The organism is Legionella saoudiensis (genome assembly GCF_001465875.1).
Lineage (GTDB): Bacteria > Pseudomonadota > Gammaproteobacteria > Legionellales > Legionellaceae > Legionella > Legionella saoudiensis.
The window spans coordinates 875,986-902,927 of record NZ_LN901324.1 but is presented as its reverse complement, the minus strand read 5'-3'; the positions used below and the strand labels follow the sequence as shown (position 1 = coordinate 902,927).

The window sequence follows — 26,942 nt, the reverse complement described above, 5'->3', positions numbered from 1 at the left end:
GCCCAACATTATATTTATAAAGCATTTCTGCTATTCAATATATCATCGAATAACCCTGATACATCATCTTCTTCTGATGGACTAGGCTCATCCCCTGGGCTTACCCCTTTTTCTTCTGATGGACTAGGTTTATCCCTAGAGCTTACCCCTTTAGTCTGAGCTGATGTTTTATCTGCAAAAAAGTCCCAAATAATTCGTTGCGGATCGAGAATAAGGCGAGGTTTTGGAGAAGGTAATGTAACGTTAGCCTTCTCTAATTCCTTTTTTGCTATGTTTCTCACATCATCCGTAGATGCCTTTTCATAAATATGAGACAAGCAATCCAACATTAATTTCTGACGTTTGGGCTCTACCTTCATCCAGCTATTAAATTTTTCAGTGAGGTTTGCAGCTAAGCTTGGATTAAATTGCTCTAATTTTAAAATAGTGGAGGCAACTAATTCATAACCTGCTCCAGATGCATCATGGAAGCCATAAGGATTTTTGATAAATACACCTAATAACGCATTTACTTTATTAGGATTGGTGATATCAAAAGCTTCATGCTTTAAGAGTTCAGCTACTCGATTTACCACAGTTACAGAATGAGCCGCTGCTTGCAAATTAAACCAATAGTTAATGGCATCAATATCATGCTTCCAATAGGCGTAAAAATCTTCTAATAATTCATTCAGTTGACTGTAGTTGCTGTTAACTAACATACTTAATGCGGAAACAGTATCAGTCATATTTTCACCTAAAGCGCTCTTAAATTGCTTAACTAATGCTTTTTGTGTTTCTTTGGGATCTGCTGCAAGCAAATAGGAGTAACACACTGCTTTAAGGCGGCGATTACCCGCGGCATGGATATCAAAAACCGCATTGTCATCTGCTTTAACAGGGGTAGTGAGCTCATTAAGCATTCCTAGCAAATCTGATTTTAAAGTTATTCCCAATTCTTTTTGAATTAGTTGACGCGCTTCAGCAATTTTTTCAAAATCAGCATTTGGTAGGCTGGCAACCAATGCCTCTTCTGAGGGAAGGGCTAACAACTCAGCTAACACCCAGGCTTTTTGCTGGTTATTAAGTAATAAGTTCATGTATGCGACAATAAAGTCAGAGCTAAATTCAAGCTCCTTACCTGCACAATAATCACGAACCATATTGGTAATTAGCAATTTGGCTGCTTTACATTTATTATAAATATCCCCATCGTAGTGCATTAACAAAAGTAATTGCGCATTACTGTATTCATATTCTAAATGTATTGGTGCTGAAAACCCACGCAGTAATGAGGGGGTTGGCCGTTCATTAATATTTGTGTATTCGAATTCCATTTCAGGTTTGTCCAGCATAAGTACTTCTTCTTGAGAAAGCGGAGTACCATTATTGCTGAATAACATGAGATTCACTGGAATTGGACGGCCTTTGCCATCATGAATGACGCATTTTATTTTATAAGTTTGGGTTTCTGGGTTGTATTCATCAGTTACTATCACTTTAGGTGTCCCAGAAGCAGAGAACCAGTTTAAGAAGGGGCGAAGTTCAACACCCGATTGGCTACTTAATGAATCAATGATGTTTTCTAATGTAATGGCTTTGCCTTTGTTTTCATGTAAAAAGACAGATAAGCACTTATTAAATGTCTTTTCACCCATAGCATTCATCATCATACGGAAAATTTCAGCCCCTTTTTCATAGGCTGCGGTGGTGTATAAGCTTCGCACTTCGGTGTAAGATTCCGGTCTTGGTGCACGTTCATCAAGACTTCTGCCATCAAACATGCGATCTAAATCCACTCCTAAACAATGCTCTAGGAATAACGATGCTCTTAGTGTGGTTAATCCTTCTTTATATGCCAGGTTAAACCAATCACGAATAGTTACTAAATTACCAGTCCAGGTATGAAAATATTCATGGGCTACTACATCAAGAACGCGGATGAAATCAGTATCAGTTCGACTTGCTTGAGTCGCTAATAAATTTGCCGTATTAAATAAGATTAAGCCTGTTGGCTCCGATGCTCCAGAGGCATACTTATTCACCCCGGCAATTTTCAATAATCCAGGGAGGTACTCTAAATTAAACCGCTCTTCATCATATTTCATTGCACCTTTCAGTACGTTTTTAGCAAAATCACATTTTTCAATCTCGCTTTTGGGGAGATAAAATTCAATAGGTATTTCTCGACCTTTTTTCGTTGTATATGTTGTAGCAGAGCGCGTTAAATCACCTGCAACCATAGCAAAAAGATAACTAGGTTTGGCAATAGGGTCTTTCCATGTAACGAAATGGGTTTGATTATCATCGCTTTCTTGTTCTGTAAGAACGCCATTAGAAAGCAGGGTAGGGTATTGGTTTTTGTCTGCGATAATGGAGGTAACATACTCTACTAAATTGTCAGGTCTGTCGATGCAGGGAAATACACGACGTAAACCTTCAGTTTCTGCTTTAACTAAGATAGTACCTTCTGTTTTATATAAGCCAAACAAATCTGTATTTTGGCCTAACATAGAAATGGCTTCAATATAAAAAGGGCCTTCTTGAGGGACGTTTTTAATAATTAATACATTGTCTTTTAGCTCGTAATCACCAGGCTGAAGTTGCTTTCCACTTAATGCAAGGCTGATTAATTTTATATTTTCACAATCTAAATGCAGATCGGTGACCTCTGATGAGGTATTCGGATTTCGTTCAACCATAAGTAGCGCTTTCGTCTGTATAGGCTCTTTGGTCAAATCGAATGTGAGGGTAACGCTGGGGGTAAGAAAATCCAAAACCTTATAGTCACTCAGCTTGGGCATAACAACTCCTTTTTAGTTACATTTTAATCCCGGTGACACAATATAAGATCAATCTATTTATTGCAACTGTTTAAATTGCGGAGATGGCTGGAGTTTATTTAGATTAGAGTTTCATGTGCAGGTAGGGCCTTGAGGGGTATGCTGAAGTTCATTTTGTACCTCAGAAGCAAATTTTGTTAAGTTTAAATGATGTAATAAGACTAATAATGAGTCAGCAGTACATTCAGGTTTGCGCAACTCATTTTTTAATGCGTTATAATTATCTGTTGAAATGGAAATATCAATTATTCGGCTATTATTTTGCATAAGGCTTAAATGAGAGGCAAAAGGTGGTTTGTTGTCTTGTAAAACAATTTTTAGAGCATCATTAAGCTTAAATGAGATGCTTTCCTTATGTCGTTGCATATGCCAGCCAAGCATTCTTCTCACTCTATTACGAAATGTACAGTAAGTATAGTTGAAATTTGCGATAGTCTATACTTGATTTAGAGGCATGATGTACGTATGAGTCGGGGTGATTAACAATGGCTATGGCAAAAAAATTATTGAGCAAAGACCAATTGGAGCAACAAAGAGTCAACGCCTTAAATGCTTTGCATATCATGGATACCCATAATGAAGAGAGCTATGACCGTTTAGTGCGTTTGGCTGTTAATTTATTGAAGGCGCCAATTTGTTATATTGCTTTTTTAGATGAAAAAAGGCAGTGGTTTAAATCATTGCATGGTTTAAAAGAGAAAGAAACTCCGCGAGAAGTTGCCTTTTGTAATGAGACTATTAAAAAGAATGAACCCTTAATTATCCAAGACTTAACTTTGGATCATCGCTTTGTAAATAATCCTTTCGTGCGGAATTCCCCATTTATCCGGTTTTATGCAGGTGTACCTCTTACTTCTCCTGATGGTTATAATGTAGGGACTTTTTGTTTGGCTGATACCACTCCTAAAGAGCTTAAGCCAGATCAGCTGGAGTTGTTGCTGAACTTGGCTAATATCGCTAAGGATGAGCTTTCCTTGCGTTATTCAAATCAAGTATTGCATAAAATTAGAAAACAATTAGAGATGCGTAATGATTTAATTCGCAAAACCTTTAGCTTCTATATGTCGGATGAGGTAGTAAATACCATTTTGGCCTCTCCCATGCGACATAAATTAGGTGGTAATGAAACTAAAGTTTCTATTTTATTTAGCGATCTAAGAAATTTCACCTCCTTATCAGAACAAGTTCCGGCAGCTCAACTCGTTGCACTTTTGAATGCGTATTTTACTCGAATGGTGCGAGTTATTGAGCGGCATAAAGGTACTGTTGATGCCTTTATTGGTGATGCGATTATGGTATTGTTTGGTGCGCCTTATGCGACAGAAAATGATTCATTGCGTGCTATAAATTGTGCTTTAGATATGCAGAAGGAGCTTAAAAAATTTAATCGAGAAAATGCGAAAAAACACTTACCGCTATTAGATATGGGGATAGGGATTAATACTGGAAATGCCATTGTGGGTAATATTGGATCTAAGAAACGCATGCAATACAGCGCAATAGGTTCTTCAGTTAATTTATCTTCCCGTATCCAGGGATTAAGCTTGGGTGGGCAAATTTTAATTTCTGAGGCGACGTATTCTGAAGTGGGAAAAAATATTGAAACAAATGGACATTTACGCGTTAAAGTTAAAGGGATTCAAGAGCCAATTACGATTTATGATGTGGCTAAGGTCAAGAAAAAAAACACGTCATCCTGAGGAGTTGACGACGAAGGATCTCTGACTGTGGCACAATGCTGTCGGCAGGAGATCTCTCGCTACACTCGAGATGACGGTTAATCTAAAGCGCAAACAAAAAAAACGTCATCCTGAGGAGTTGACGACGAAGGGTCTTCTGGGTGTGGCGCAATGCTGCCGGCAGGAAATCTCTTGCTGCACTCGAGATGACGGTTAATCTAAAGCGCACAAAACACGTCATCCTGAGGAGCTTACGACGAAGGATCTTCTGAGTGTGGCACAATGCTGCCGGCAGGAGATCTCTGGCTGCACTCGAGATGACGGTTAATCTAAAGCGCAAACAAAAACACGTCATCCTGAGGAGTTTACGACGAAGGATCTTCTGAGTGTGGCACAATGCTGCCGGCAGGAGATCTCTCGCTTGCACTCGAGATGACGGTTAATCTAAAGCGCACAAAACACGTCATCCTGAGGAGCTTACGACGAAGGATCTTCTGAGTGTGGCACAATGCTGCCGGCAGGAGATCTCTCGCTGCACTCGAGATGACGGTTAATCTAAAGCGCAAACAAAAAAACGTCATCCTGAGGAGTTTACGACGAAGGTTCTTCTGTGTGTGGCACAATGCTGCCGGCAGGAGATCTTTCGCTACACTCGAGATGACGTCTATATCCTTAATGCTTTTTCGCAAACACAGAGCGCAAATGGGCATTAATGGTTTCGATTGCATTACGGCAAGCAGGGGTATCTGCTAAATCGTTGAGCATCAAAAAGTCATGAATCGTACCATGATGACGAATTCCAGTTACAGGAACTCCAGCCGCATTGAGCTTATGCTCATAGGCCTCACCCTCATCACGTAAGACATCACACTCGCCATTGATAACCAAGGCAGGAGGCAGGTCTTTTAATTGTTCAACAGTTGCTTGCAAAGGAGAAGCAGTGATTTCTTTTCTGCGCTCTTTATCAGGTAAATAATTATCCCAGAACCATTGCATTGCTTTTTTGGTAAGCCATGGACCTTCAGCAAACTCAGTATACGAACCATTTTCAAAATTGGCATCAGTTACAGGATATATAAGCACTTGATAGTCAATTCTTGGGCCACCTCGTTCTTTCGCCAGCAGAGTCATTGCAATTGCCATATTTCCACCAACACTATCACCGGCAACGGTCAAGCGTGAGGTATCCAGATTTAGTTCCTTACCATGTTCAGCAACATACTTCATTGCGGTATAGCCTTGCTCAATTTGCGTAGGGTATTGGGCTTCAGGAGCTAAGCTGTATTGTACAAATACAACAGCAGCATGGGAGCCTACAGATAATTCGCGTACAAGCCGACCGTGTGTTTGATAGTCACCAAAAACCCAACCCGCGCCATGATAAAACATGATCACTGGTAAAGCTTCTTTAGCACCTTTAGGGCGGACAATACGAATGTTAAGATCACCTTTAGCTCCGTGCTTAATTACGTGATCATCAATATCAACCGCGGGCTTATCAGTAGATAATTCCTGCAATTTATCAAATATCGCTCTACCTTCCTCGACAGGAAGATCATAAAGTGGTTTCCCACCAGCTTGTTTGATTTTTTCTACAAAAGCCCAGGTTTTGGGTTCGATACGTTTACTTAAATCCATTTTATACCTCGCGGTTAAAGTTGCATTAAAAACATCCAAGCTAATTATAGAACAGATTTATTTTTTTATAGGCTTATCAGGCGTTGAGTTTTCTCGCAGAATTAATACCAGTGATCAAACGGTTAGACGCTGGCTCAGTGGAGATTCGCCCATCCCGTATGCTGTTTGGTGCGTATTGAGGCAAGTGAAAACAGCGATTACGTATGACTAAAAAAATAACAATTACTAATGCACACGATCAGTTCTAGTGTAAAAGATTTGTTCTCTTAATAATAAAGAGCTATTCTCATAAAAAAAGAACATGTAGGGAATTTAAGCTAGTTATTATTCCCTCAAATCAGGAAAGAGCTTATATCCTATATAACCCCCAATAGAGCTTGATATTGCACCTAGTAAAAATAAAAGAAACGTCAAGAATGCATTAAGGGTAATAATTTTTTTATTTGTTTCGATATTAAAACTTAGAGGCGACTTGTTTATATTGTGAGCTACGGTTCCTGTTAACATAGGAGCATTACTTTTTATTTTAACCTCTACTAAGTTGGAGGTGAAATTGGTATGAAATGAAGTATATTGGATCATATTGGTGATTAAAATAACAGTGAAAATTAATAAAATACACCAAGAAAGAAATCCCAATACTAATCCCCAACAATTATTCTTAAATATTTTAGGAGATAATGCCCCTGCAATCCATCCCGTTCCAAACATCGCACAGAGTGATAAAAGTATAAAACCAAATAAACCCCAAAAAGAGAATAGAGTTTCTCCCGATGCCGTTACCGTAAAACAGGCCAGTCCCAATGTCAGGGCTAATAAATTGAATAAAAAATTTAATCCTACACCGGCCACTGCGCCGCCAAAAAGTGCTGACCAGGAGAGATAGGTGATTTTTGAGATACTTGAATTCACTGTTGATCCTTAGTTTTGATTAAAATTGGAAGATTAAACAGCTTATTTGGTAAAATCTAAAAGCTATAGGTTGCACCGATTGTTAATTAAATGATTATTGGATTATTTATTGAGTTCTTTCTATTAAGGAAAACATGAATAAATAAAGTGTTAACCTTATTGCCTGTAAAGGGGTTCTCTTTAAGCTTCTATAGAAAGTTCATGGCGCCCGTCATTTCGACAGGATGTCGAACTTGAACCTATTAGTTTCAAGGTATATTGTCGCTGTGCACAAACACCAATTCAATCATACACTTTCATAAAGTTTCGAAAATCTTCCTGGGAAATAATGTCGCACGCATTCTCCTGGGAGGAAAATACAATAATGGCCTTACCAGATTGGAGGTTATGGAGCAGTTGTTTTTTCTTAGTCTGAATCGCCAGTTCATACGCCCCATAATCGGTGCCCTGGCGAGTAATTACCTCAATAATTAAATTATCTAAAGCCTCTTCGCTAAGTAAAGTGTAATCAATTTCAATCATGTAGAGTCTTCCTATTTAAATCAGCTCGAAATGAGTCGCAATTTTGAGCGGTATTTTCATTTTGGGGCAGGGTATCGCTTTTTGAGCATTGTCTCGAAAACAATGTAATTCAATCGTTATTTGAATGCCAAAAAGCAATCAAATTATTTGCACAAGTTGGCGCTAAGACATAGACTGGGCTGGTTAAGCCCAGCATTGGGAGTAGTACGATATGTTTGCTGGGCTATAGAACCCAGCCTACGTCGCCATTGCATTCTTATAAGACTATATTAGTGAGGAATATGCTGTCTTAATTTTAATGGAGTTGGGAATTCATCTTGAATTGCTACCGCATATACATCCGGTACTCCCGTATCATAATTACAAATACCATTATCGATTAGAACGCCAGGGGCAGTCATACTGTTTAAGATGTCGTTTGCATTTTCTACGGCTTCTTCCTCAGAATCAGCTGCAACAGGCGCCATTACGAAACCCCAATTTTCATCAGTGCCAAAATCGCTGATTTGGTAAGCAGCATAAACACCATAAACTTGCATTGACATTGAAAAACCTTCGGCTTGAATCGCACTGAGATCAGGACATACTTCTGAACCAGCAAAAGTAGTTCCAGCAAGAATTAAGGCGCTGGTAAACGCAGCTAATTTTGCTTTAAACATATATATTACTCCTGTATTGTTAAAAAAATCATTTTCTGGATAAAGCAATATCGTGGTTAGAGTATGTTGGTTTTAGGTATTCGGTGAGCCCACATACTCTAGGTTTAGCCATTAAATTGCTAGTCTTAAATGTACAGTAACTGAGTCTATAGTCAACAATCTTTTTTATTCAATATCTTAATGTAGCTCATCACCAACCGCATGGGGAACAGCCGTTTGGCTAAGTATTTTATTCGTAAATGCGATGGCAAGTGCAGAAACAATAAGTGTTAAGTGGATAACTACTTGCCACATAATGCCATAATTATCTAATTTCGTAGGATCAATAAAGGTTCGTAATAGATGAATAGAGGAAATCCCTATCAATGCAAGTGCTAATTTAACCTTCATTCCTCCTGCATCTAAATGCCCTAGCCATTCAGGCTGGTCCGGATGAGAGTCTAGTCTTAAGGGAGAGATGAATGTTTCATAGCCACCTAAAATAACCATAATGAGTAAGTTAGCAATCATCACCACGTCAATTAAGTCCAATACGCCCAACATGATGAGGGTATCATCGGCTTTATTAATGTGGATGATTAATTCAGTCAGTTCGCATAAAAAACGATAAACATAAGCAGCTAGAATACAAATAAGCCCTAAATATAAGGGTAATTGAATCCATCTGCCCATAAATATAAAACTACTAATTATTTTTCTGATGGAATTCATTGCCATACCTCTAGTTTTTTAATTTAGGGCAGCATAATACTGTGTTTTATTGGGTTTGTTAATGGCTTAATATGTCTGTAGCCCGTATTGGATGAGGTTCCAATACGGGAGAGAAGTTTCTGTACTGTTAAGGAGACATCTTTGACGTGAGAATACTATCTTCTGAATTATAGGTTTCAGGAAGCCTTCCTTTTTTATCGGGCACATTTTCAAGGTTAGTGTTCTCTAATAACCATTTTTGAGAGGGTTCTATATTGTTTTTTACCGCCAGGTGTAACAGGGTTAATTCATTTTCCCCAATTCGTTCTGCAGATAAATGTTCTATATTAAAACCAGAGAGTGCTTTATCGTTGCCTATAAGAACAGCGCGCATAGCTGCTGTTCGTTTGCTTGTATCAAGTTTATGCTCGTTGATACCTGCTTTTAAACAAGCAATAATGTCCTCTTTTGAACCGGCATCTGCAGCATAATGTAATAAGGTTCCTTTTTCATCAGATAAATTTACAATTCGTTCATCCTTGAGTAACAAAATTAGGCTGGATGTTTGCCCTGTATGAATTGCCAAATGAGCAGGCGTAAGCCCCAATAAATCTCTTGCGAGAAGAAGTTTACTTTTTGCGGCAACCAAGTCACTCAATAACTTATTGAAGCCATACACGACCATATGATGTGCAACATTTCGTCCTTCAGAGTCCGTTTTTTGGACTATTTCAGGTTTGGCTAGCTTTAATGTGCGATAAACTTCTGCTCGCTTTAATAAGCTTAAGCTTTTTAAAGAAGGTTTTTGTTCAATAATATTTAAAGATAAGGCTAAATGGAGGGGATATGCTCCTCCCCGATCAGGAGTACTTTCTGCGCCATTATTTAGTAAAAATTGCACAACGAATAAATTCCCATAACTTGCGGCCAGATGTAATGGGGTTCGTTCATTGACTGGATCTACGTTGTCTATATGTTGTTTTAAAAACTCTTTATAGCCTTTAACGATAGCCCATTGAAGAGGGGTATAGCCCGCAAGTTTACTATTTGGGGTATTAATATCACTGCTGTGCAGAGGAAAATAGTCTAAGTATTCTTCTGCTAGTTTTTGTAACAATTGATATTCATCTTTGGGCTCAGTGGTTTTAGGCTTGCTGAAATCATCTAAAAAATGATTGGCGCACCAGTCTCTAAGCGCAATAAGCTGTGCTTCACTTTCATAAAGTGGTGTTAAATTTAGCTCTGAAGCTAGCTGAGAATATGTTTTCGGCATCTTTAACTCCTTTAACCTGAGATATTTTTCTCCATGTCAGGAGGGGGCTCATCAGCATTTATTTATTTGCGCTAAATTATCCCGTATTTTAGAAAAGAGTCCATAATTTTTTTTCAATTTGTTATGGATTTTAATCATAATGACTGGAAACTATCCGAAATAAAGGGCGGGTTATGATAAGAGGCATGTCATCCAGAGCATCGAGAGGAATCTTCTGTATGCTCCTTCGTCGTAAATTCCTCAGGATGACATGCTTAGGAGTTTCTTGGCGCCTGGCTCTAATATTTAGCCGTAGCATCACTGGCGGGAAAAGTTTCTTTTAAAGTTTCATCTAATTCTTCCTCTAATTCTCCCTCTAATTCTCCCTCTAATTCTCCCTCTAATTCTTCCTCACGTGCTTTTTGTTTTGCTTTACTAGTAGTATCAGGTTGATTAGTATGCGCTTTTTTTCTAGTTGGCTGAGTATTTCTGTTCATAATAACCTCCTTTTTGTTAATTATAGCAAATCGGAGAATGGGGATAGAGTAAGGAGGGAACCGTATTATTACAGCCTTATATCTAATGGGGCCAGGAGTAACGTAGTGAAATTCGGAAGCTATGTGCGTAGCAAATCCATTAGTTTGTTATTTTAAAACCCACAGAAGTTTCTTCTTCATAATTATCTACGCTTATAAAGCGATAAAGATCATGAGCAACTCCATCTTTATCATGAAGATGGAGCTGTTTTTGATAGGATTTATTTAGTTGATGTCCAATATAGCCTATAGTAACTGCTAGGGCTACCGGCCAGCAAACCACGGTGGCGGTAATAATAAATGCGATTCCACCAAAGTTAAATGTTAGTGTGTTCCATAACTCAGCATGAGCTTCATCACGTTCCTCGCGAAGCAAACTTATTAATTTCTGATGATGCTCATCATTTAGGATTTCTCCATTGGTAAGTTCACGAGCTACTGCAATTTGAGCTTTTTTGTACTTTTTATATTCTTCTGCGGTATTATACAAAGCATTACCTAACATACTAAATAAAGCAACAGCGGCTATGGCCAATGGGCCCGTATAAATCAGTGTTGCTGCAAAGCTAATGGCTAAGATGTGGGCGCCTAAAATATTAATCGCATAATAAGAGCATTGAGCTTCCCATTCATCTTTTAACAAATCCAGTTGTCGTTGAATCACGAGAAGCTCAAGAGGCTCAGCCCCGATTTTTTGCTCAGTTAATTCCTGTATTTGTTTTCTATAATTAGAGGCATCGTAAAGCCATTGGGTTAACAGTAAAAGTGCATCAAAAATTAAAAATGCAAGAATTATGGGCGATACTGATGAAATGGGTACATGGAAAAAATTAGGGTACGTAGTTAATAAACCAACCAAAGACCACACTAAATCACTTGCCATCGTAAAGCCACGTTTCTCCAGTTCTTGTTTTAAAACTTTAGAAACCGATAGTTCCTTCTCAATTGAAGCCTGTATTATTTGTTTAATACCAATAATGAGGTTAATGATAAAGCGAAAAGCAAATAAAATAATACCTAATGCGGCTAATGCCTCTCGGGACTGATTTAAAAGATTGATGCCATCTACAAAACCATATTGATTGCCGAGAATGTCGTTCATTTCCTGGATTAATTCAAAAAACGCACTATGTTCCAGATAAGCCAATAATTGCATAGCCAGGGCGCGGCTGTAACCAAATTTAGAGCGATTGGTATTTAATTTACCTACTTTTTGGCGTATGGTGGTTAAAGGATCACCAATAACCCCTGATTCATCAAAATTATTTTTTATTTGTTCTAATAAGAAGATAAAAAAAGTATTGTTGCTGGATGCGCTTTCCTGAGACAGGGAATGACCTTGGATGTAGGACTCAATTTCCTTTTTTTGTTTTTTTAGTTTTTCTATTTCAGTGGGTTGATAGTCTATTTCATAATAGTGAATCATTAAATCACAGACAAAGCTGACATAAAGCACCACTTCAACATGGTTTGCCCAAAACGTTTTATTCGAACTGAGTATTTGGTATAAAGAGGAAAACTCATTTTGCAACTGGTTCAAATTAAAGTCTTCTTGCGTAAAAGAAAACCCTATATCATTATTCCAGGTGTGATTGAAAAAAGCCTGCTTTATGTGGCTGATTTGTGATTTTCCCATAAACAAATCTCATTAATATTGAAAAGAGTCAAATAGTTTTATACTGTACGATGTGGTAAGGACTATGGGCCAGTCATTATGGCTGGTCGATTATAAACCAGATAATGAAAACAGGAAATAGTTAGTTAAATATTTACACTATTTACAAAAAGGCAGTTTTCCAGGAGGAGTTTACATGAATAAGGGTAGAAGGGGCATTGCTGCTTTATTTTTTTTATGGGCTATGAGCAGCAATGCTGCGCCAACAAGTTCTGTAGTGAGTTTAAGTGGAGGCGGAAATGTGGCTGCGGGAACCAGTACAAAAGTTTCGCTTGCTGGCTTGATTCCTTCAGTGACTTATAATGTTGTTTGTTACATCGACACCAGCTATCCCTTTCAGTATGTTTTATTAGGCAGCTCCTTTAGCGATACGACAAGTACCGTTACCTCATATAGCTTAAACGGAAATTATGTAATACAAGATCAGTTAATTGCTGGACATAATATCGCAGTCATTACCGGTTTTTTCACCAATCCAACCACTGGTTACCTTGTGTTTACGAATTTAGATCAAAGCAATCCATTTAATGTAAATAATTGCTTTGGTGTACCTACTCAAGCTGCGGCGTCTGTTTAATTTTGTTTTGAGGGATATATTATGAAGAGAAAAGGGATTCTCAGCCATACACTATTAGGATTAGTTTTTTCGCATAGCCTTTTGGCAGGAAATGCGCCTATTCAAAGGATTGATGTAGTTAACCTGTTAGGGGCAAATGGCTCCGTAGCTACTCCGGTCACATTTTCTTTTGAAAATGGTCCTACTACACCTTGCTATACAACAACACTTCCTTATCAAGGGCGAATAACGGTATGGGCTGGAGTTGGTCTGGCTTGTATTGCACCTATCACAAATATTGTTGTTACTCCAGTTGTTAGTCCTAGTGGGACAGTTTATTCTGCACCTAATCCTGTGAGTATAAATACGAATTATTATTTGAATCAGGTAACCGTTAGTGAAAATGCGCCGCCAACATATGATCCCACTAATGGTGCCTTATTGCTGCCTGGCACTGCGCAGGCGGTTCTTAAGAATTATTAGGGTTAGGCCATGTATGCTGGGCTTGCCCAGCATACTGTAACCCCTTAGAGCGATGTTTTATTCACATCGAGGGAATATTATCTGGGAACGCCAAAATTAACTTTTCAAGCTGATTCGCTGACATAGGCTGATTAAAATAAAAACCTTGAACTTTATAACATGAATGTGATTCAAGAAACCTAAGTTGCCCTAAGGTTTCAATTCCCTCGGCAATTACATCTAATTTTAAGCTGTTAGCCATATTTATAATTGCTTGAATAATTATTTCATCAGAGCGGCTGCTGTTTATATTTTGGACAAAAGATTGATCGATTTTTAATTGATCAATGGGTAGATGATGGAGATAATTAAATCCAGAATTCCCAGTACCAAAATCATCAAGCACAATATTTACACCCATTTGTTTTAATTGACGAATAGCATAAATTACGCTGCTGGAGTTAATCAGAACATTTTCAGTAATCTCTACCTCAAGATATTTAGCCTCTAACTTCGTTTCGGTTAGGATTTTTTTTATCATCGAAATAAAATTGGGTTGCATAAATTGCTTGGTGGCAATGTTTACTGCGATAGGGAATGGAGCAATACCTTTATCTTGCCACTCTTTATTTTGACGGCAGGCAGTAGTAATCAGCCATTCGCCAATGGGAACAATAAGGCCAGTTTCCTCGGCAAGCGGTATAAAGTCCATGGGTAAGCGAATGCCGTGTTTGGGATGATTCCAGCGAATTAATGCCTCTACACCGATTAATTTATGATTTTTGGTATCATATTGGGGTTGATACTCTATAAAAAATTCATTTTCCAATAATGCTTGGCGCAGGTCAGTTTCTTTTTCTAAAAGAACCATACATTTTTCCTGCAATTCATTGGCATATAACTGAAACTGATTGCCGCCTAATGCTTTTGCTCGATACATAGCTAAATCAGCATGTCGTAAAAGCTCTTCAACAGTGGAGCCATCTTGGGGATAAATACTAATCCCAAGACTGGCTGAAACCATAAGTTCCCGATGAGCTATACGCATCGTTTTATTGAGGACATTTAAAATTCTTTGGGCCACATCTGCGATGTCATCAATTTGCTTTCCATTGGATGGAACAGCAATAAAAATGAACTCATCACCACTTAAACGCGCGATCATATCTTCTTTGCGGGTAATATTTGATAAACGTTCGGCGACTCGTTTAAGTAAGATATCGCCTGTTTCATGGTTAAAGCTATCATTAATTAACTTAAATCGATCCAAATCGATAAAAACTAATAGGAAGCCTGAGTTATTCTGCTGCGCGCGAGCAATTTCCTGTTTTATGCGCTCCACAAGTAGTACACGGTTGGGCAAATTAGTTAAGCTGTCATGAGTTGCCTGATATTCAAGCATAGATAAGGTTTTTTGGAGAGAATCAGTACGATCTTTTACGGTTTTTTCTAAAATTTCTTCACGATGTTTAGATTCTTGCATTAAACGCCATTTTTTGGTTAATGAGCAAGCTAACTGACGAACTGCGACACTATCAAATGGTTTTTTAAGAATTAATAGATTATCCCTCAAACCTAATGCTTTTACCGTTTCTTCCCAGCTATAGTCTGAATAAGCAGTGCAAATTACAATTTGTATTTCTGAATCTAATGCCCAAATTTGCTTGATCGTTTGCACCCCGTCTAAACCCGGGGGCATACGTATATCAACAAAGGCCAAGGCATAAGGTTCTCCTTCGTTCAATGCCTGCTGAATACATTCAATGCCTTCCTGGCCTTGAGATACGCAGTCTATTTGAAAGTTAGGTAGGTTATTTGAATTAAAATCAGGCTCTAGAGTCATTTCCTCGCCAAAAATGAGCTGATTTAGCTTATTAAGGTGAGCATTTGAAGGTTCTGTTTTTAGTATTTTTTGAAAGTCTTGATGAATAGCAGGATTATCATCAATAATTAAGATTCGAAAATCTATTTGCTTATTCATAACAAAACTCCTATTTTAATATGCTTGCTTTACTGTTGGGTAAATAAATGGTGAAGGTTGAACCTTGTTCATGTCCTTCACTGGACACATGAATATCACCACCTAATTCCTTAACCGCAACAGCAGATGCATGGAGTCCAAAACCATGCCCCGATTTTTTGGTTGTAAAGCCAAAAATAAAAATTTTAGATAAGTGATCTTTTGAAATACCAATTCCATTTTCAGAAATTTGAATTTCAATTTTATCTTTAGTTATTAGTTTAGTTCTAATTGTTAGTACCTTAGGAGTATTGGTTGAATCTACTAATGCCTCCTTTGCATTAGAAATAATATTATTTAATATTTGAAATAGTTTTGTTTTATCAATCACAATGGGCTTAATATCGCCATATTCTTTTACAACACGAATTTCTTTATTTAAATAAGTCCCTGAGAGTAAAAGTGTTTCATCAATAAGCTCATTGAGGGAAATAATTTGTTCAAAGCGCTCGTTTTTAAAGGCTGTTTGTTGAGTATTAATAATATTTTTGATTAGTGCGATATTTTTAGTCATTTCCTCTAGTTCCTTAACTTCCTGCGTATGTTCGCTTTCCCAGCATAATGCTAATGCACTAATATAGGCTGGTATATGCGAGCCCCTGGAGTCTTGACTAAGAAATTGGGGTAAATCCTCTTTATGGGCATTAAATAAATCTGCTAATTTTTGCAACGCTTTTAAGGGAGTAGCATTTCTTTTGGCAAGTAATGTCTCAATCGAAATATTTATGGAATTGATTACATTGCCTACATTATGTAAAACCGATACGGACATTTCTGCCATACCAAGTTCACGTGCTTCTTCAAATTGGTGTTGGTTTTTCGCTTCTTTATAATTGGAAGCCCAAAAGGCTATCCCTAGTATTATAAATGTGGCGGCGGCAATAATAATTGATAAGACGGTTGGGGGTATTCCTGACGCTTCATCTGTGTTAATAACGGGAGTACACAACGGACTAAAAACCGAGGCGGCCATACCCGTATAATGCATTCCACTAATTGCCAAGCCCATGATCAGGGCGGATAAAATTTTAATCCGATTTCTTAAGGCGACCACAACCGTATTACTTTTTAAGGCAAACCAAATTGCAGCTTCTGATGCTATAATAGCCACCAGAATGGACAATAAAAACAAACTGGGTAAGTAGCTAATATTTAAGGAAATTAGTAGGGCAGTCATGCCAGTATAATGCATTGATGCGATGGCTAGGCCTAAAATAAATCCACCAGCCATAAGATGAATAACATTAATTATTGATTTTTTTAATAAAAATAAAGCGAAACCCGAGGCAAATATTGCGACACACAATGAAAGTATGGTCCAATACACATTATATTGTAAGGTAATGCCTGGAATGCTAAAGGAAAGCATGCCAATAAAATGCATGGACCAAATTCCTGAGCCCATAGCAATTGCTCCACCGATTAACCAGAGCCATGTGTCTTTTTTGGTATTATTGTGATCCCGTAATCGACCGGTTAAATCAAGAGCAATATATGATGCCATTACTGCGACTAGATACGATAAAATAACTAATCTTGAATCGTATACTCCTTTAAACTGATCTATTGGTAAGGCATTTTGTTGAAAAAATTCCGTATACATTTTCCTTAATGCTCTTTATGTTTTAATCTAGTTCTATATAGTTCATTCTATTTAATTCTAGCACGGTATTTTTAAAGTACGTCGTCTGAGGGGTTTACGAAAGATTTTCATTCAAAAATTTGCATTATAACGGTTTAGGATTAGGTAAAATGAAGAAGATAACTAAGATAATTTTGTTTTATTTATTTCTTATTACGGTTCTTATCGCCTACTTTGTTATTTATCATAGCCCTGTTCGCTTAGAACATGGGGTGTATATGAATCAACCTGAACCAGTACCCAAATTCGAACTTACTGACAATCAAGGAAATTTATTTTCTGAAACACAGTTAAAAGGGCACTGGACCCTAATTTTTTTTGGTTTTAGCCGCTGTAAGATGGTATGTCCGCTGACGATGTCTATGTTGAATCAGACTTATGAACAATTACCACCAGCTCAAAGACCCCAAGTTATTTTTATTTCTGTAGATCCCGAATATGACTCGGTACAGGAGCTTAATCAATTTGTGCATCAGTTTAATGAGCATTTTATTGCACTTCGAGGGCCAATATCGGTAATTAATTCATTACAGAAACAATTGCATATTACAGTGTCTGCAAGCCCAATGAGTCATGGGACTGAGATTTTGCTTATTAATCCAGAGGCGAGGGTGCAAGCTTATTTTTATTATCCAATCACTACGAAAGATTTATTAGTTGATTTAATGCGGCTTATTGATTAATGGCAAACGCTCCTCAGTGAGTAGGCAATTGAATGCAGCTAGCAATTCAGAACAAAGCTTTGTTCAAACTCAGTACTGATTTGCTTTGCTGCAAAATAAGGACCGTTTTTTATTTAATTTAAATAAATGGATTTAGATTCAGTCGAAATTTTATTCGTTTGTAGTGAAATCATAGGGGAATACGACAGAAACACTGTTTCCTGGAAAGCCAAGAAAAATTGGACCAGCTTTAAGCTTTGCAATTCCTACGCCTGATTGATTTAACAGCGTATTAGATGGCGTTTCGTAAGGTGTTGCAGTAATAAATAAGGGATGCTCACTACAAGGAACATTTTCAATATACTGTGGGCCACTTGTTCCGTTTAGAGTAACTGATTTGCTAAACCCATATTCATTGGCAACATTAAAGGCAACATTTTCTTTCGGCATTACCGGAGGAGAGGCTACTGCTACCTGAACCATACAACTTAAATCAATGTCTCCAGCATAAGCAGAAGATATGCTTATTAGTGAAAGAGCTGCTATGACTGATTTTTTTAACATAATTACTCCTTAAGTGAGCAAAATTTGCTAAGGAATTTCATTATATAAAAGTGGGAGGTAATGTACAGTTAAGGAATAGTAAATATAAAGAACGCTGTACCGTTAGCTGTAATGTAAAATAGGTTAGTCTGTGTGATCGGTACGATACATACCCCAAGTCATTTACGACGAAAAGCTTCAGGAATTAATTTCTGATCTTGCCTAGAAAAAACGGACACCTAACTAAGCTACCATTTTAACTTCAAATAACTCAGGGGATTTATACCCGATCATTGAGTGAAGTCGTTTACGATTGTAGTATATTTCGATGTATTCAAACACATGATTTTTGGCAATTGCACGTGTTACAAATTTCTCCCCATGAATCGCTTCTACTTTGAAACTATGATTCCAGCTTTCCATAGCAGCGTTATCATAGCAATCACCACGCTTACTCATGCTGCACACAATACCATGCTGTGTTAAAAGTTGTTGATACTCGTAAGAGCAATATTGGCTTCCCCTGTCTGAATGCAGAACAAGTCCTTTAGTTGGTTTTCGACTCCATATAGCCATTTGAAGAGCATCAATTACTAATTGCTTTGTCATTCGTTCAGAAAGAGCCCATCCAACGACCTTGCGGGAATACAAATCCATAACAACTGCAAGGTAAAGCCATCCTTCCTCAGTCCAAACATAGGTGATGTCGCTCACCCATTTTTCATTAGGTTGATGTGCCAAGAAATTTTGCTGCAATAAATTCGGCGCGACAGGTAGTTGATGGCTACTATTGGTTGTCGCTTTAAATTTCTTCGCCGCACGTGCACGCCAGCCATTTGAACGCATGATTTTAGCCACTCGATGCCTACTCACTGGCTCGCCTTCATTGTTTAATCGTTTAGCAATCCTGACGGCTCCAGCGCGTGATTTTTCCTCATCAAAAATAGCTTTAATTTTTTTAGCTAATACTTGATTAGTTATGTCGCGACGGGAGGGTTTTCGTTCCCGCCAATCATAATATCCGCTGACCGATACAGAAAGTAGGCGACACATTAAACGAAGGGAAAATTGACCTGAATGCTCCTTAATCGTGGCGTACCTCACTTTGATTCCTTCGCGAAGTACGCAGCCGCCTTTTTTAGAAACGCATTTTCTTCTGTTAACAGTGCATTTTCCCGCTTCAAACGAGCCATTTCTGCTTGCTGTAGCTTTTGATTCTCAAGAGAGTCCCCACCTTTTTTCTGTTGGGCTTTCCAGGAGTAGAGTAAGGGTTCTGATAGACCAAGATCTTTTGCCACCTGACGAACTCCATCTTGCGCTATTCGTTCAAGGGCCTGATCTTTAAATTGGGGACTATATTTTTTTCTGGCTAACTGCTTTTCTGGTTTATTATTATTCATTATTCACCTCTGCTTTTGATTTTACTCTCTTAGCAGGGTGTCCGACAATTCAGGGCAAGATCATTCCATAGATACCAGGGCTTCTGTGCTGGTGCTTGGGAGGACATGCCTCCCAATAGCAAGAGACTATCTTGAGAATAAAGAACCGCTTTAATTTACATACGAGGATGTTCCGTATCCTCTTCAGACTCTACATCATCAGCTAGATTATCTATAGGGGGTGCTATTGGGCCTTTAGATGCATGCAGGTTCTCTTTTGACTCTAAAGTTGCAGCTTTATTTGCCTCAATTTTCTCGCCATTATTTATATTATGAAGCAAATCCTCATGTGCTGGTTTTACTCCACACTTCCATGCGGGTTTAGTGGGCTCACCTTTAGGTTGCTCGGGCATGGGGGGTGTAGCATTTGCAGCAGCAAGTCGTGCCTGTAGATTTGCATGCGCTTGTTCCTTGGTAATTTCTTTATTTACATCATAGGCTAAGGCTATGGCACTGGATGCAGTCACCGCAGTACCGAACAAAACCCCACTAACTAATGCGCTACCACCAGTGCCCATTAATGCAGCAAATCCACCTACCGCGGCAGCTCCCGCTGCGCCACCGGTAAAGACTGAAGCTGCTACTATGATTCCGATACCTAGTACCGCTCCTGCAATTAAAAGCCCTCCTCGCACGGGATGCTCTTTCATGTAGTTTGCAAAACCAGAAGCCAAATCTGAAATTTTATTTTTTAATCTACTAAAGAAACCTTCTTTTTTAGGCTCTTCAGGTTTCTCAGGCTGGGGCTCAGTCACCTTTGGTGCTTCGGCTTTGAGTTGAGTAGGGGGAGGAGACATAGGTACATTATGATTTGGAAGAGGTAATTTTATTCCTAAATTATTAACAAGCTTGCTTGGATTTTTTTCTCCGCTAGCAATTTTTCCCATATCAGACAAGTATATATTAAACATTCTTTTATTATCAGCATCAGGTATGGCTGCAATTGCATTCTTAAATTGTTGCTCCGGTATCCAACTCTGTAATCTTTTCACCTGTTCGGCAGCATTTACTAACTTTTGTAAGTCTTGTGCACGCTCAGTATCAGTATAACTAGAAGTAAATTCACCTACCCTTAATTTATTCTCCGCTGCATTATAGGCACTTACAACGCTTTGTAGTTTTTTCATTAAGACTGAGTCATCTAAAATGGGTTCAGGAACGGGGAGTTTTATGTGCAGCTCTTGAAAGAGTTTTTGGGGGCTCATATTTCCATTTTTTATTTCTAAATAATCATGGTTATAATAGGCACGAAAAATAGCTTTCTGATCAGAGGGCAAGCCTTGTAAACCTTTTTCAAACTCTTTTTCGCTTAAATCTAACATTTTAATTTTTTCAGCTGCATTTACCAGCTTTTGCATGTCTCGTGCTCTATGAGCATCCGTATAATCTCCTCTACCTGCACCGGCTACACGCAAGCCATCTACAGCACCGGCATATTCACCAACATATTGTTGCAGTTGTTTCATGGCGGGTTTTAAGGGGGATTGAACTAGTTTCGCAAATGGATTTGGTGACATAACATGTACTCATACTAAATCGCTTGATTTAAGTATAGACAATTTTTTGTATCAGGAGTTTTTATACAACCATGGGGCAGCAGATGTAGATGCCCTATGATTTATTTAAGAAGTTAAACGGTGGCTATAAGATGATTGCTCCTCAAAAGAAGCGATTAATTTTCCCAGGCGTCCTTCTTTTATTGCGAAGCCTTCAAAAAAGCTATATTGGACAGGAACTCCGCGAAGCTCTAATTGTTTTTTGTCAACTGCATCTTCTTTTGTTTGTTTAGAAAGGGAGATTAAACTATATCGGTCATTGGGATCTGTGTGCCGTAATTGTTTGTATTGATTTAAACAAAATAAATAAAGTGCTAAATAAACAATAAATGATTCATTATTAGCTTCCTTGGGTAATTGTGTCTTTATGCTGTTTGCAAAATCCAGGCTGGCATTATAATCTTGCTGTGCTTGAGTGAAGAATTTTTTTTCTAAGAGCTCATATGTATCATCTACAAGTGTATTTTTGGAAATAGGATTATCTTGTTCTAGGCTCCATAACAAATCATAACTTTGTGTTTTCCTGATAAATTGAGTATAGGTTGTGGGAATTAATTTAATAAGATTCGATAATGTATGAATCATTTGCAGTGATCTCATATTTATATAACCTTCATGCTGGCTAAAAAAGGTAAGGCACTTTGCTTTTTGATGAAAAAGCCAATTAAAAATAGCAAGTTCTGAACGTCGCTCTTCATCGGTTGTGGATTCGCGGAAATAAATTAAAAAGGGCATTAGTACCAATTGTTCTGGGCTGCAATGTTTCTGAATAAGATAAAAAGCCATCCTTAGGAAAAAAATTATATTTCCTAATTTTTCTTTTTCTTGCGGTCTTTTTTTACTAATTGTATCTATTAAAGTGAATTGAGGATAAGTATTAAGAGTCTTTACGTCTGCATATCCTATTAATCTACTGCACTTAATAATTAAAGCCAATAATTCAGTTAACAACGATTGATCTTTCGTCAGCTCCTCATATAATGCATCGGTTATTTTAAGGAAAGGAGCTTCCAGTATGTGGTGAGTGAGCTCGGTTTCAGGATTTAATGGGTCTAGTATTCTATTTATTGGCGCGAATAAATCCATGCTTTGGGTGGAGGAGTCTCCCACTGTGCGCTGAGCTTTTATTTTCTCAATTAGTCCCTGTAATTCGGCAACTTTCATTATTAATCCCTAATATTTACTTATTCCTAGATTTAGAGAATATACGAAAAATATGTGGACTGGTAGAGCATTTTTTTATAAGAAATTACTCTCTCATGCTGAGACAAATTTGTAAAAAATACACCTAGTGGTATGGCAATCTTCTTGTTCCAACCTCACATTAAAATTGTGTGCTACGCTTATTTTTATATCTGTACGCTAATTCTTGTTTTAAATTCATTTAATAAGGGAACAAAATGAAAAGACATGTATGCGTCTCTATTTCTTTATTATGTTTGTTGGCCTGCTCCTTTGCATTTGCTCATCCCGGAGGTGGCTTTCGAGGTGGTCCACCACCGCATCGAGGTTTTACCAATCATGGGAGCCATCACCATGATCATCACGACCATCACTCACATCATGGCTATCAACATCATCAACATAATGATGACTACCATCATGGTTCACGTGATTATCAGAAGCACAATGAGGGTTATGGCGGAAATATCAATAATTGGGGGAATGATGATGGATGGTAGGCTTATTTAAATAAAGTAATTGCATCAAAATAATTTACAAGTTTACTTAGTTTATGCTTGAATGGATAGCTTTATAGACTAGGCAAATAACTATGTTTACTAAATTAAAAAAGCCTAAAGATATTCATTTATACACGTGCGATGAGATGAGCGCTTATGCAGTGACATTGCGTAAAGAAAAAATAGAATACCTGGATTTATCAGATTCGCCATTTCCGTCAATGTCTGTTGAGCAAATGGCGGCATTAGGGAAGATGGTTCATGATTCTCAGGTCGCCCATCTTATTTTAAAAAAAAATAATTTTGGGCTTCTTACTCTTTCTTGCTTAGAGGCATTTACCACAGCACTTCACGGGGCCGAAAAGCTTGTCGAATTAGCTATTGATGGCAATCTATTGAATGCGCCTGGTTTTTCTACTGAACATTGGCAAGCATTACGTATACTTTTTGACTCATTACCATTGAAGACGATTTCATTGCAATATAATGATCTTAATAATTTAGAGGAAGAGCAATTTAAACAGCTTAAGCAATTAATTGGGGAAGCTAAGGATAAATGCCTTATTGGTTCTAACAATTGGTCTTCAGAGCGTTGGATTGAACTTATAAATGCGGTGGACTGGGGAAAGCAAGCAGCCTCTTTACCAATTCACTAAATTGGAGCCTATAGCCTTGACAGCGTAGTCAAGGCTTCTGTGCTCCAGGTTTCCTCTAAAAGTTACAGATATAATATTGAGGGTATTTCTCCGGATCATGGGGGAAAATCTCTCCCGCCTCATATTGCTCTTCAAATGTAGGCATAGGTACTGCTGCAACAGTTTTGGGTGTCAGTGGTATTGGTTGTGAAAGATTATCCAGGAGTACAGGATTGGTACTTTGTGTCGGTTGAAAGAAATAATATTTTTGTCCTTGCGAACTTATATGTTCCTGTGTTCTTGAGGTGGAGCTTTTTGTTTGTGTTAATGAAATTCGATGTTTCTGCACTGGTGGTGCTACGCGCGGCTCACTCGGTTGGGGAAGAGTTGCATTATTTTGACGAATAGTATTGGTATTACAATAGGCATTGATTACACTTATGGCGTGTATAGCTTCTTTTTTTAGAGTATGAAGATAACTTTCTACATCCGCTCTAAGAATGCGTTCTTGGCAACTTGATGTACTGTCATAAGTGAGCTTAACAAAATGGCTATAAAGCGTTTCGTACTCTTTTATTAATGCATTTGCCTGAATGGGATTCATTGATTTTCCATTAATCAGATGTGCAACGCGTATGTTGATATTAAAGATTTGCCGCTTCCATTGTGCAGTAATTGTACTTAATAGTTCATCAAGCCTCATAATGTTAGATCTCATCTCTTTTTGTAAGGGCCGGGATCATATAGGAAATAAAAATTAATAACAATGTTTATAATGTGGCCAAAAAACTCGCCCAGTATGCTTTAAATGGCACGTTAAATGGCACGTTTTTTCGTATAATACCATTTGACTAGATCAGGGGAGCTACCTTCCTCAAGATTTTCTGCGCTAATGACTTCGTTTTTACTTGTTTTAGGCATTACTTCTTTAAGTTTCCACTCTCCATCTAAAAGCCCAAACGTCCAATATTCTTCAAAGGGAGTCACGTCCTCATCTCTGCTTATTATGTTGCCATTTTGTTGTTGGATGCGTTGAGCGTGAGCGCTTACCCGGGCGGTAAATTCATTTTTTACTTTATTATCAAAGCTTTTTACAAGAAGTATTTCTACCTTACGTACGCAAAAGTTACGGTATTCAATGGTTTTTCCCAATGCTTTCCAAGAGGTAATCGACTCATTAAATTGTTCAACCAGCTCTGGATATAATTCTGCTTGAGTTGTCGCACTAAGTTCTCCGGCTTCAAAAGCCAAATGAACATTCGTAAATACCAAGCGCACCCGATTGAGCATGGCTTGTTTATCCCAGATTTTGTTGCTTTGAACTAGGAAGTTAAGCATGCGATCTACTTTATTAGATTTTTCTTCCACATCTTTTGCAAGCCAAGGACCGGCTGAGCCTAACTTATCTACCTTATCTTGATAAATTTTTTCAATTTGCGCATCAGTAAAGAACTCACAAAAGTTTTCTTCTTTTAAATAGTCGGATTCGCGAGATTGTTCAATTTCACGTAACAGCCAAGTGTTATTTTGAAGTTGGAACGTCCAAAATTCCTGAAATGTGGCAGGGCTCTCATCGCCACGAAGATATTGTCTCGTACGGTCATCAACATAAAAGTCACGTGCTGAAGCGGTGATTAATGCAGTAAACTCTCGTTGATTGGGTTTTTCTGTATAGCGGACATTCACTAAATCAATATTTAAAATTTGCAGGCGATCAATTCGGTTAATTTCATGATTACGGATCATTCCGGAAATTTGTGCGCTGTGCTGCTGGAACAGATCCGGCATCAAGAACTCTTTCATGGGGGCATAATGTCTTCTCATCCAACAATCCTGGAGAGAAAAAAATCTTAAATGCACCAGTCGTTTTAGCTCATTAGGATCAACCGTTTTATCTTGTTTGGAAAGGAAGGTTAGCAATTTTAATGTTTTTTCAGATTTGCGCTCAATAGTATTTCGTGAGTAATTGTAATCAAGATTGACTCCATTCTCACGAACGCTTTTAATTATGCCCCATATTATAACGCCTGCAAAAATGAAGAGGAAAAATGACCAATCATCATCATTTCCATTGGAGCCAAATCTAACGCCACCGCCTCCATGGCTGAAACCACCTCCATGGCCACCGCCGCCTCCTTTATTATGAACTGCAATGCCTGCAGCAAAATAAGTATGTGGCTCTTCCGTTTGTAAATTATAGACGGTAGTTTTTGCATTAATTGTCTTAATAAAGGTAATTGGTTCAAACTTTAATTTATTCCCAGCAAATGCATAAATTAAATCACCAGACTTTAGTGTTTCTACTGTTTTAAACCGACCATTACCCACATAAAACGGATGCTCGCCGGTTACTTTAATGGTTGTGGTTGTTGTGCCAATCACATAGTAGGAGCTTACCTGATGGGTTAGGACGTGCTTGACTTTGGCAGGAACCAGAGCGCCATTTACTTCATAGGCTTGAACATTGTCTCCAGGCTTAATGCGGTTAATTGCCTTGCTCTGGCCATTAGCGAGTAAAATAGGGGTGTTGGGTAAAAAACAGCCTTTGTTATGAACGAGAACCCCATTTGCAAAATAAGTAGCACCCGAGTCGACTAATAAGTTAAAAGCGGGCTTTTGAGCTTTGATTTGTTTGATGTGACTAATGGTTAAGTGACGCCATTGATGAGCCTGCCAGATAATGATTTTATCTCCAGATTTTAGGTTCCCGGCGCGACGAAACTCTCCAGGTTTTATAGCAAAAAGATGTTCTTCAGTAACATGAATAAGACCTGTAGGGAGTTGTAACTCCAGATAGTTTTGCGGGGTTACTTGACTGGTAGCAACGACTTTAGCCTTTTGATGTTTTCCCGCAATATTACTCCAAACCCAATCGCCAGGATGCAGTGTTTCAATTGCACGCTCGCCCTGGGGCGTGGCAATTAAGGTTCCTTGCTCAAAACAACCGCCACCACCACGGCTCCACCCGTTAAGGCTAAATGTACATAGAATGGTCAGTACTAAAAGAAACGATCTCATTCTATTAGGCTCAACCATGCAACCCGGCAATCAATCCTCCAAGAACGGAAGCGGCAATAATGATACTAATCCCAATAATTACGGAAGAAATTACGCGGCCAAAATATTCGGCAACTGCGGTATTTCCTCGCAAAATTTCTTTTGCTTCATCCATGTGAGGGGTATTTTTATTAATAATTTTAGGAACAATGGTTGATACCATAAGCATTAGCCCAGTACCTAGAATTGCTCCAAAAAAAGTGAATGATAGGGCCCAACATATATTTATTAACACTTGTACCAGCATTTTTTTCTCCCTGGGGTTTATATTTAAAGACTCACACATAACCCTGAGATCGTCAA

General features: G+C 38.2%; 25 protein-coding genes. 6 read left to right on the top strand and 19 right to left on the bottom strand.

The window, feature by feature from the left end:
* Positions 1-14 precede the first annotated feature (14 nt).
* Both pepN and BN3124_RS12900 read right to left on the bottom strand, forming a co-directional pair.
* Positions 15-2,783, bottom strand: a complete 2,769-nt coding sequence (gene pepN, locus BN3124_RS12905; RefSeq protein ID WP_058535192.1) for an aminopeptidase N — start codon at positions 2,781-2,783, stop codon at positions 15-17.
* 111 nt (positions 2,784-2,894) lie between these two features.
* Positions 2,895-3,203 (bottom strand): hypothetical protein, encoded by a 309-nt coding sequence (locus tag BN3124_RS12900; protein ID WP_058535191.1) that lies wholly within the window; start codon positions 3,201-3,203, stop codon positions 2,895-2,897.
* Positions 3,204-3,307: 104 nt separating this feature from the next.
* Between BN3124_RS12900 and BN3124_RS12895 the strand changes: the two genes are divergently transcribed.
* A complete protein-coding gene (locus BN3124_RS12895) occupies positions 3,308-4,522 on the top strand; it encodes an adenylate/guanylate cyclase domain-containing protein (protein WP_149865266.1) in 1,215 nt (404 codons plus the stop codon).
* Between the two features lie 651 nt (positions 4,523-5,173).
* Here BN3124_RS12895 and BN3124_RS12890 read toward each other — a convergent pair.
* The 8 genes from BN3124_RS12890 to BN3124_RS12855 form a co-directional block, all read right to left on the bottom strand.
* Positions 5,174-6,139 (bottom strand): alpha/beta hydrolase, encoded by a 966-nt coding sequence (locus BN3124_RS12890; protein WP_058535190.1) that lies wholly within the window; start codon positions 6,137-6,139, stop codon positions 5,174-5,176.
* Between the two features lie 324 nt (positions 6,140-6,463).
* On the bottom strand, positions 6,464-7,051 hold the full coding sequence (locus tag BN3124_RS12885) for a hypothetical protein (RefSeq protein WP_058535189.1): 588 nt from the start codon (positions 7,049-7,051) through the stop codon (positions 6,464-6,466).
* Positions 7,052-7,333: 282 nt separating this feature from the next.
* The gene (locus BN3124_RS12880) at positions 7,334-7,573 is read right to left on the bottom strand and encodes a YheU family protein (RefSeq protein WP_058535188.1); all 240 of its coding nucleotides are present in this window, start codon (positions 7,571-7,573) and stop codon (positions 7,334-7,336) included.
* Between the two features lie 269 nt (positions 7,574-7,842).
* Entirely contained in the window at positions 7,843-8,232 is a 390-nt protein-coding gene (locus BN3124_RS12875; protein WP_058535187.1) for a DUF4949 domain-containing protein, read from the bottom strand.
* 177 nt (positions 8,233-8,409) lie between these two features.
* Complete coding sequence (locus BN3124_RS12870; RefSeq protein ID WP_058535186.1) at positions 8,410-8,943, bottom strand: TIGR00645 family protein; 534 nt, start codon at positions 8,941-8,943, stop codon at positions 8,410-8,412.
* A 127-nt stretch (positions 8,944-9,070) separates the two neighbouring features.
* Positions 9,071-10,195, bottom strand: coding sequence for an ankyrin repeat domain-containing protein (locus BN3124_RS12865; RefSeq protein WP_058535185.1), 1,125 nt, complete (start codon positions 10,193-10,195; stop codon positions 9,071-9,073).
* 278 nt (positions 10,196-10,473) lie between these two features.
* Positions 10,474-10,671: a hypothetical protein gene (locus BN3124_RS12860; RefSeq protein WP_058535184.1), complete on the bottom strand. Its 198-nt coding sequence runs from the start codon at positions 10,669-10,671 to the stop codon at positions 10,474-10,476.
* A 139-nt stretch (positions 10,672-10,810) separates the two neighbouring features.
* The gene (locus BN3124_RS12855) at positions 10,811-12,346 is read right to left on the bottom strand and encodes a hypothetical protein (protein ID WP_058535183.1); all 1,536 of its coding nucleotides are present in this window, start codon (positions 12,344-12,346) and stop codon (positions 10,811-10,813) included.
* Between the two features lie 175 nt (positions 12,347-12,521).
* Between BN3124_RS12855 and BN3124_RS12850 the strand changes: the two genes are divergently transcribed.
* Positions 12,522-12,962, top strand: coding sequence for a hypothetical protein (locus BN3124_RS12850; RefSeq protein WP_058535182.1), 441 nt, complete (start codon positions 12,522-12,524; stop codon positions 12,960-12,962).
* Between the two features lie 21 nt (positions 12,963-12,983).
* A complete protein-coding gene (locus tag BN3124_RS12845) occupies positions 12,984-13,424 on the top strand; it encodes a hypothetical protein (RefSeq protein WP_058535181.1) in 441 nt (146 codons plus the stop codon).
* A 61-nt stretch (positions 13,425-13,485) separates the two neighbouring features.
* On the opposite strand, the gene BN3124_RS12840 is transcribed toward BN3124_RS12845, so the two are convergent.
* Positions 13,486-15,384, bottom strand: a complete 1,899-nt coding sequence (locus tag BN3124_RS12840) for a two-component system response regulator (RefSeq protein WP_078061558.1) — start codon at positions 15,382-15,384, stop codon at positions 13,486-13,488.
* Positions 15,385-15,394: 10 nt separating this feature from the next.
* Positions 15,395-17,026, bottom strand: coding sequence for an MHYT domain-containing protein (locus BN3124_RS12835; RefSeq protein WP_058535180.1), 1,632 nt, complete (start codon positions 17,024-17,026; stop codon positions 15,395-15,397).
* Between the two features lie 149 nt (positions 17,027-17,175).
* On the opposite strand from BN3124_RS12835, the gene BN3124_RS12830 reads away from it, so the two are divergent.
* Positions 17,176-17,748 (top strand): SCO family protein, encoded by a 573-nt coding sequence (locus tag BN3124_RS12830; RefSeq protein WP_058535179.1) that lies wholly within the window; start codon positions 17,176-17,178, stop codon positions 17,746-17,748.
* Positions 17,749-17,898: 150 nt separating this feature from the next.
* On the opposite strand, the gene BN3124_RS12825 is transcribed toward BN3124_RS12830, so the two are convergent.
* The 4 genes from BN3124_RS12825 to BN3124_RS12805 all read right to left on the bottom strand — a co-directional run bounded on the left by BN3124_RS12825 (position 17,899) and on the right by BN3124_RS12805 (position 22,429).
* The gene (locus BN3124_RS12825) at positions 17,899-18,291 is read right to left on the bottom strand and encodes a hypothetical protein (protein ID WP_058535178.1); all 393 of its coding nucleotides are present in this window, start codon (positions 18,289-18,291) and stop codon (positions 17,899-17,901) included.
* Between the two features lie 222 nt (positions 18,292-18,513).
* A protein-coding gene (locus tag BN3124_RS12820) for an IS3 family transposase (RefSeq protein WP_149865194.1) occupies positions 18,514-19,670 on the bottom strand; the annotation gives its coding sequence in 2 pieces (ribosomal slippage) (positions 18,514-19,421 and positions 19,421-19,670; 1,158 coding nt in all).
* A gap of 155 nt (positions 19,671-19,825) precedes the next feature.
* Positions 19,826-21,226, bottom strand: a complete 1,401-nt coding sequence (locus BN3124_RS12810) for a hypothetical protein (protein WP_058535177.1) — start codon at positions 21,224-21,226, stop codon at positions 19,826-19,828.
* A 105-nt stretch (positions 21,227-21,331) separates the two neighbouring features.
* Positions 21,332-22,429: a hypothetical protein gene (locus tag BN3124_RS12805; protein ID WP_058535176.1), complete on the bottom strand. Its 1,098-nt coding sequence runs from the start codon at positions 22,427-22,429 to the stop codon at positions 21,332-21,334.
* A gap of 236 nt (positions 22,430-22,665) precedes the next feature.
* Between BN3124_RS12805 and BN3124_RS12800 the strand changes: the two genes are divergently transcribed.
* Both BN3124_RS12800 and BN3124_RS12795 read left to right on the top strand, forming a co-directional pair.
* The gene (locus BN3124_RS12800; RefSeq protein ID WP_058535175.1) at positions 22,666-22,947 is read left to right on the top strand and encodes a hypothetical protein; all 282 of its coding nucleotides are present in this window, start codon (positions 22,666-22,668) and stop codon (positions 22,945-22,947) included.
* Positions 22,948-23,039: 92 nt separating this feature from the next.
* Complete coding sequence (locus BN3124_RS12795) at positions 23,040-23,603, top strand: hypothetical protein (RefSeq protein ID WP_058535174.1); 564 nt, start codon at positions 23,040-23,042, stop codon at positions 23,601-23,603.
* A gap of 55 nt (positions 23,604-23,658) precedes the next feature.
* On the opposite strand, the gene BN3124_RS12790 is transcribed toward BN3124_RS12795, so the two are convergent.
* From BN3124_RS12790 to BN3124_RS12780, 3 genes are all read right to left on the bottom strand, one after another.
* A complete protein-coding gene (locus tag BN3124_RS12790; RefSeq protein WP_058535173.1) occupies positions 23,659-24,285 on the bottom strand; it encodes a hypothetical protein in 627 nt (208 codons plus the stop codon).
* Between the two features lie 113 nt (positions 24,286-24,398).
* Positions 24,399-26,600, bottom strand: a complete 2,202-nt coding sequence (locus tag BN3124_RS12785; protein WP_196398930.1) for a polymorphic toxin-type HINT domain-containing protein — start codon at positions 26,598-26,600, stop codon at positions 24,399-24,401.
* 10 nt (positions 26,601-26,610) lie between these two features.
* On the bottom strand, positions 26,611-26,886 hold the full coding sequence (locus tag BN3124_RS12780) for a hypothetical protein (RefSeq protein WP_058535171.1): 276 nt from the start codon (positions 26,884-26,886) through the stop codon (positions 26,611-26,613).
* Between the last annotated feature and the right edge of the window lie 56 nt (positions 26,887-26,942).

Excerpts from the sequence above, each read along its gene's own strand:
- BN3124_RS12840 (WP_078061558.1), bottom strand. The coding sequence starts at position 15,384 with ATGAATAAGCAAATAGATTTTCGAATCTTAATTATTGATGATAATCCT.
- BN3124_RS12845 (WP_058535181.1), top strand. The coding sequence starts at position 12,984 with ATGAAGAGAAAAGGGATTCTCAGCCATACACTATTAGGATTAGTTTTT.
- BN3124_RS12790 (WP_058535173.1), bottom strand. The coding sequence starts at position 24,285 with ATGAGGCTTGATGAACTATTAAGTACAATTACTGCACAATGGAAGCGG.
- BN3124_RS12800 (WP_058535175.1), top strand. The coding sequence starts at position 22,666 with ATGAAAAGACATGTATGCGTCTCTATTTCTTTATTATGTTTGTTGGCC.
- BN3124_RS12890 (WP_058535190.1), bottom strand. The coding sequence starts at position 6,139 with ATGGATTTAAGTAAACGTATCGAACCCAAAACCTGGGCTTTTGTAGAA.
- BN3124_RS12835 (WP_058535180.1), bottom strand. The coding sequence starts at position 17,026 with ATGTATACGGAATTTTTTCAACAAAATGCCTTACCAATAGATCAGTTT.
- BN3124_RS12825 (WP_058535178.1), bottom strand. The coding sequence starts at position 18,291 with ATGTTAAAAAAATCAGTCATAGCAGCTCTTTCACTAATAAGCATATCT.
- BN3124_RS12855 (WP_058535183.1), bottom strand. The coding sequence starts at position 12,346 with ATGGGAAAATCACAAATCAGCCACATAAAGCAGGCTTTTTTCAATCAC.
- BN3124_RS12870 (WP_058535186.1), bottom strand. The coding sequence starts at position 8,943 with ATGAATTCCATCAGAAAAATAATTAGTAGTTTTATATTTATGGGCAGA.
- BN3124_RS12785 (WP_196398930.1), bottom strand. The coding sequence starts at position 26,600 with ATGAGATCGTTTCTTTTAGTACTGACCATTCTATGTACATTTAGCCTT.
- BN3124_RS12875 (WP_058535187.1), bottom strand. The coding sequence starts at position 8,232 with ATGTTTAAAGCAAAATTAGCTGCGTTTACCAGCGCCTTAATTCTTGCT.
- BN3124_RS12900 (WP_058535191.1), bottom strand. The coding sequence starts at position 3,203 with ATGCTTGGCTGGCATATGCAACGACATAAGGAAAGCATCTCATTTAAG.
- BN3124_RS12850 (WP_058535182.1), top strand. The coding sequence starts at position 12,522 with ATGAATAAGGGTAGAAGGGGCATTGCTGCTTTATTTTTTTTATGGGCT.
- pepN (WP_058535192.1), bottom strand. The coding sequence starts at position 2,783 with ATGCCCAAGCTGAGTGACTATAAGGTTTTGGATTTTCTTACCCCCAGC.
- BN3124_RS12795 (WP_058535174.1), top strand. The coding sequence starts at position 23,040 with ATGTTTACTAAATTAAAAAAGCCTAAAGATATTCATTTATACACGTGC.
- BN3124_RS12880 (WP_058535188.1), bottom strand. The coding sequence starts at position 7,573 with ATGATTGAAATTGATTACACTTTACTTAGCGAAGAGGCTTTAGATAAT.
- BN3124_RS12860 (WP_058535184.1), bottom strand. The coding sequence starts at position 10,671 with ATGAACAGAAATACTCAGCCAACTAGAAAAAAAGCGCATACTAATCAA.
- BN3124_RS12780 (WP_058535171.1), bottom strand. The coding sequence starts at position 26,886 with ATGCTGGTACAAGTGTTAATAAATATATGTTGGGCCCTATCATTCACT.
- BN3124_RS12810 (WP_058535177.1), bottom strand. The coding sequence starts at position 21,226 with ATGTCACCAAATCCATTTGCGAAACTAGTTCAATCCCCCTTAAAACCC.
- BN3124_RS12830 (WP_058535179.1), top strand. The coding sequence starts at position 17,176 with ATGAAGAAGATAACTAAGATAATTTTGTTTTATTTATTTCTTATTACG.
- BN3124_RS12805 (WP_058535176.1), bottom strand. The coding sequence starts at position 22,429 with ATGAAAGTTGCCGAATTACAGGGACTAATTGAGAAAATAAAAGCTCAG.
- BN3124_RS12865 (WP_058535185.1), bottom strand. The coding sequence starts at position 10,195 with ATGCCGAAAACATATTCTCAGCTAGCTTCAGAGCTAAATTTAACACCA.
- BN3124_RS12895 (WP_149865266.1), top strand. The coding sequence starts at position 3,308 with ATGGCTATGGCAAAAAAATTATTGAGCAAAGACCAATTGGAGCAACAA.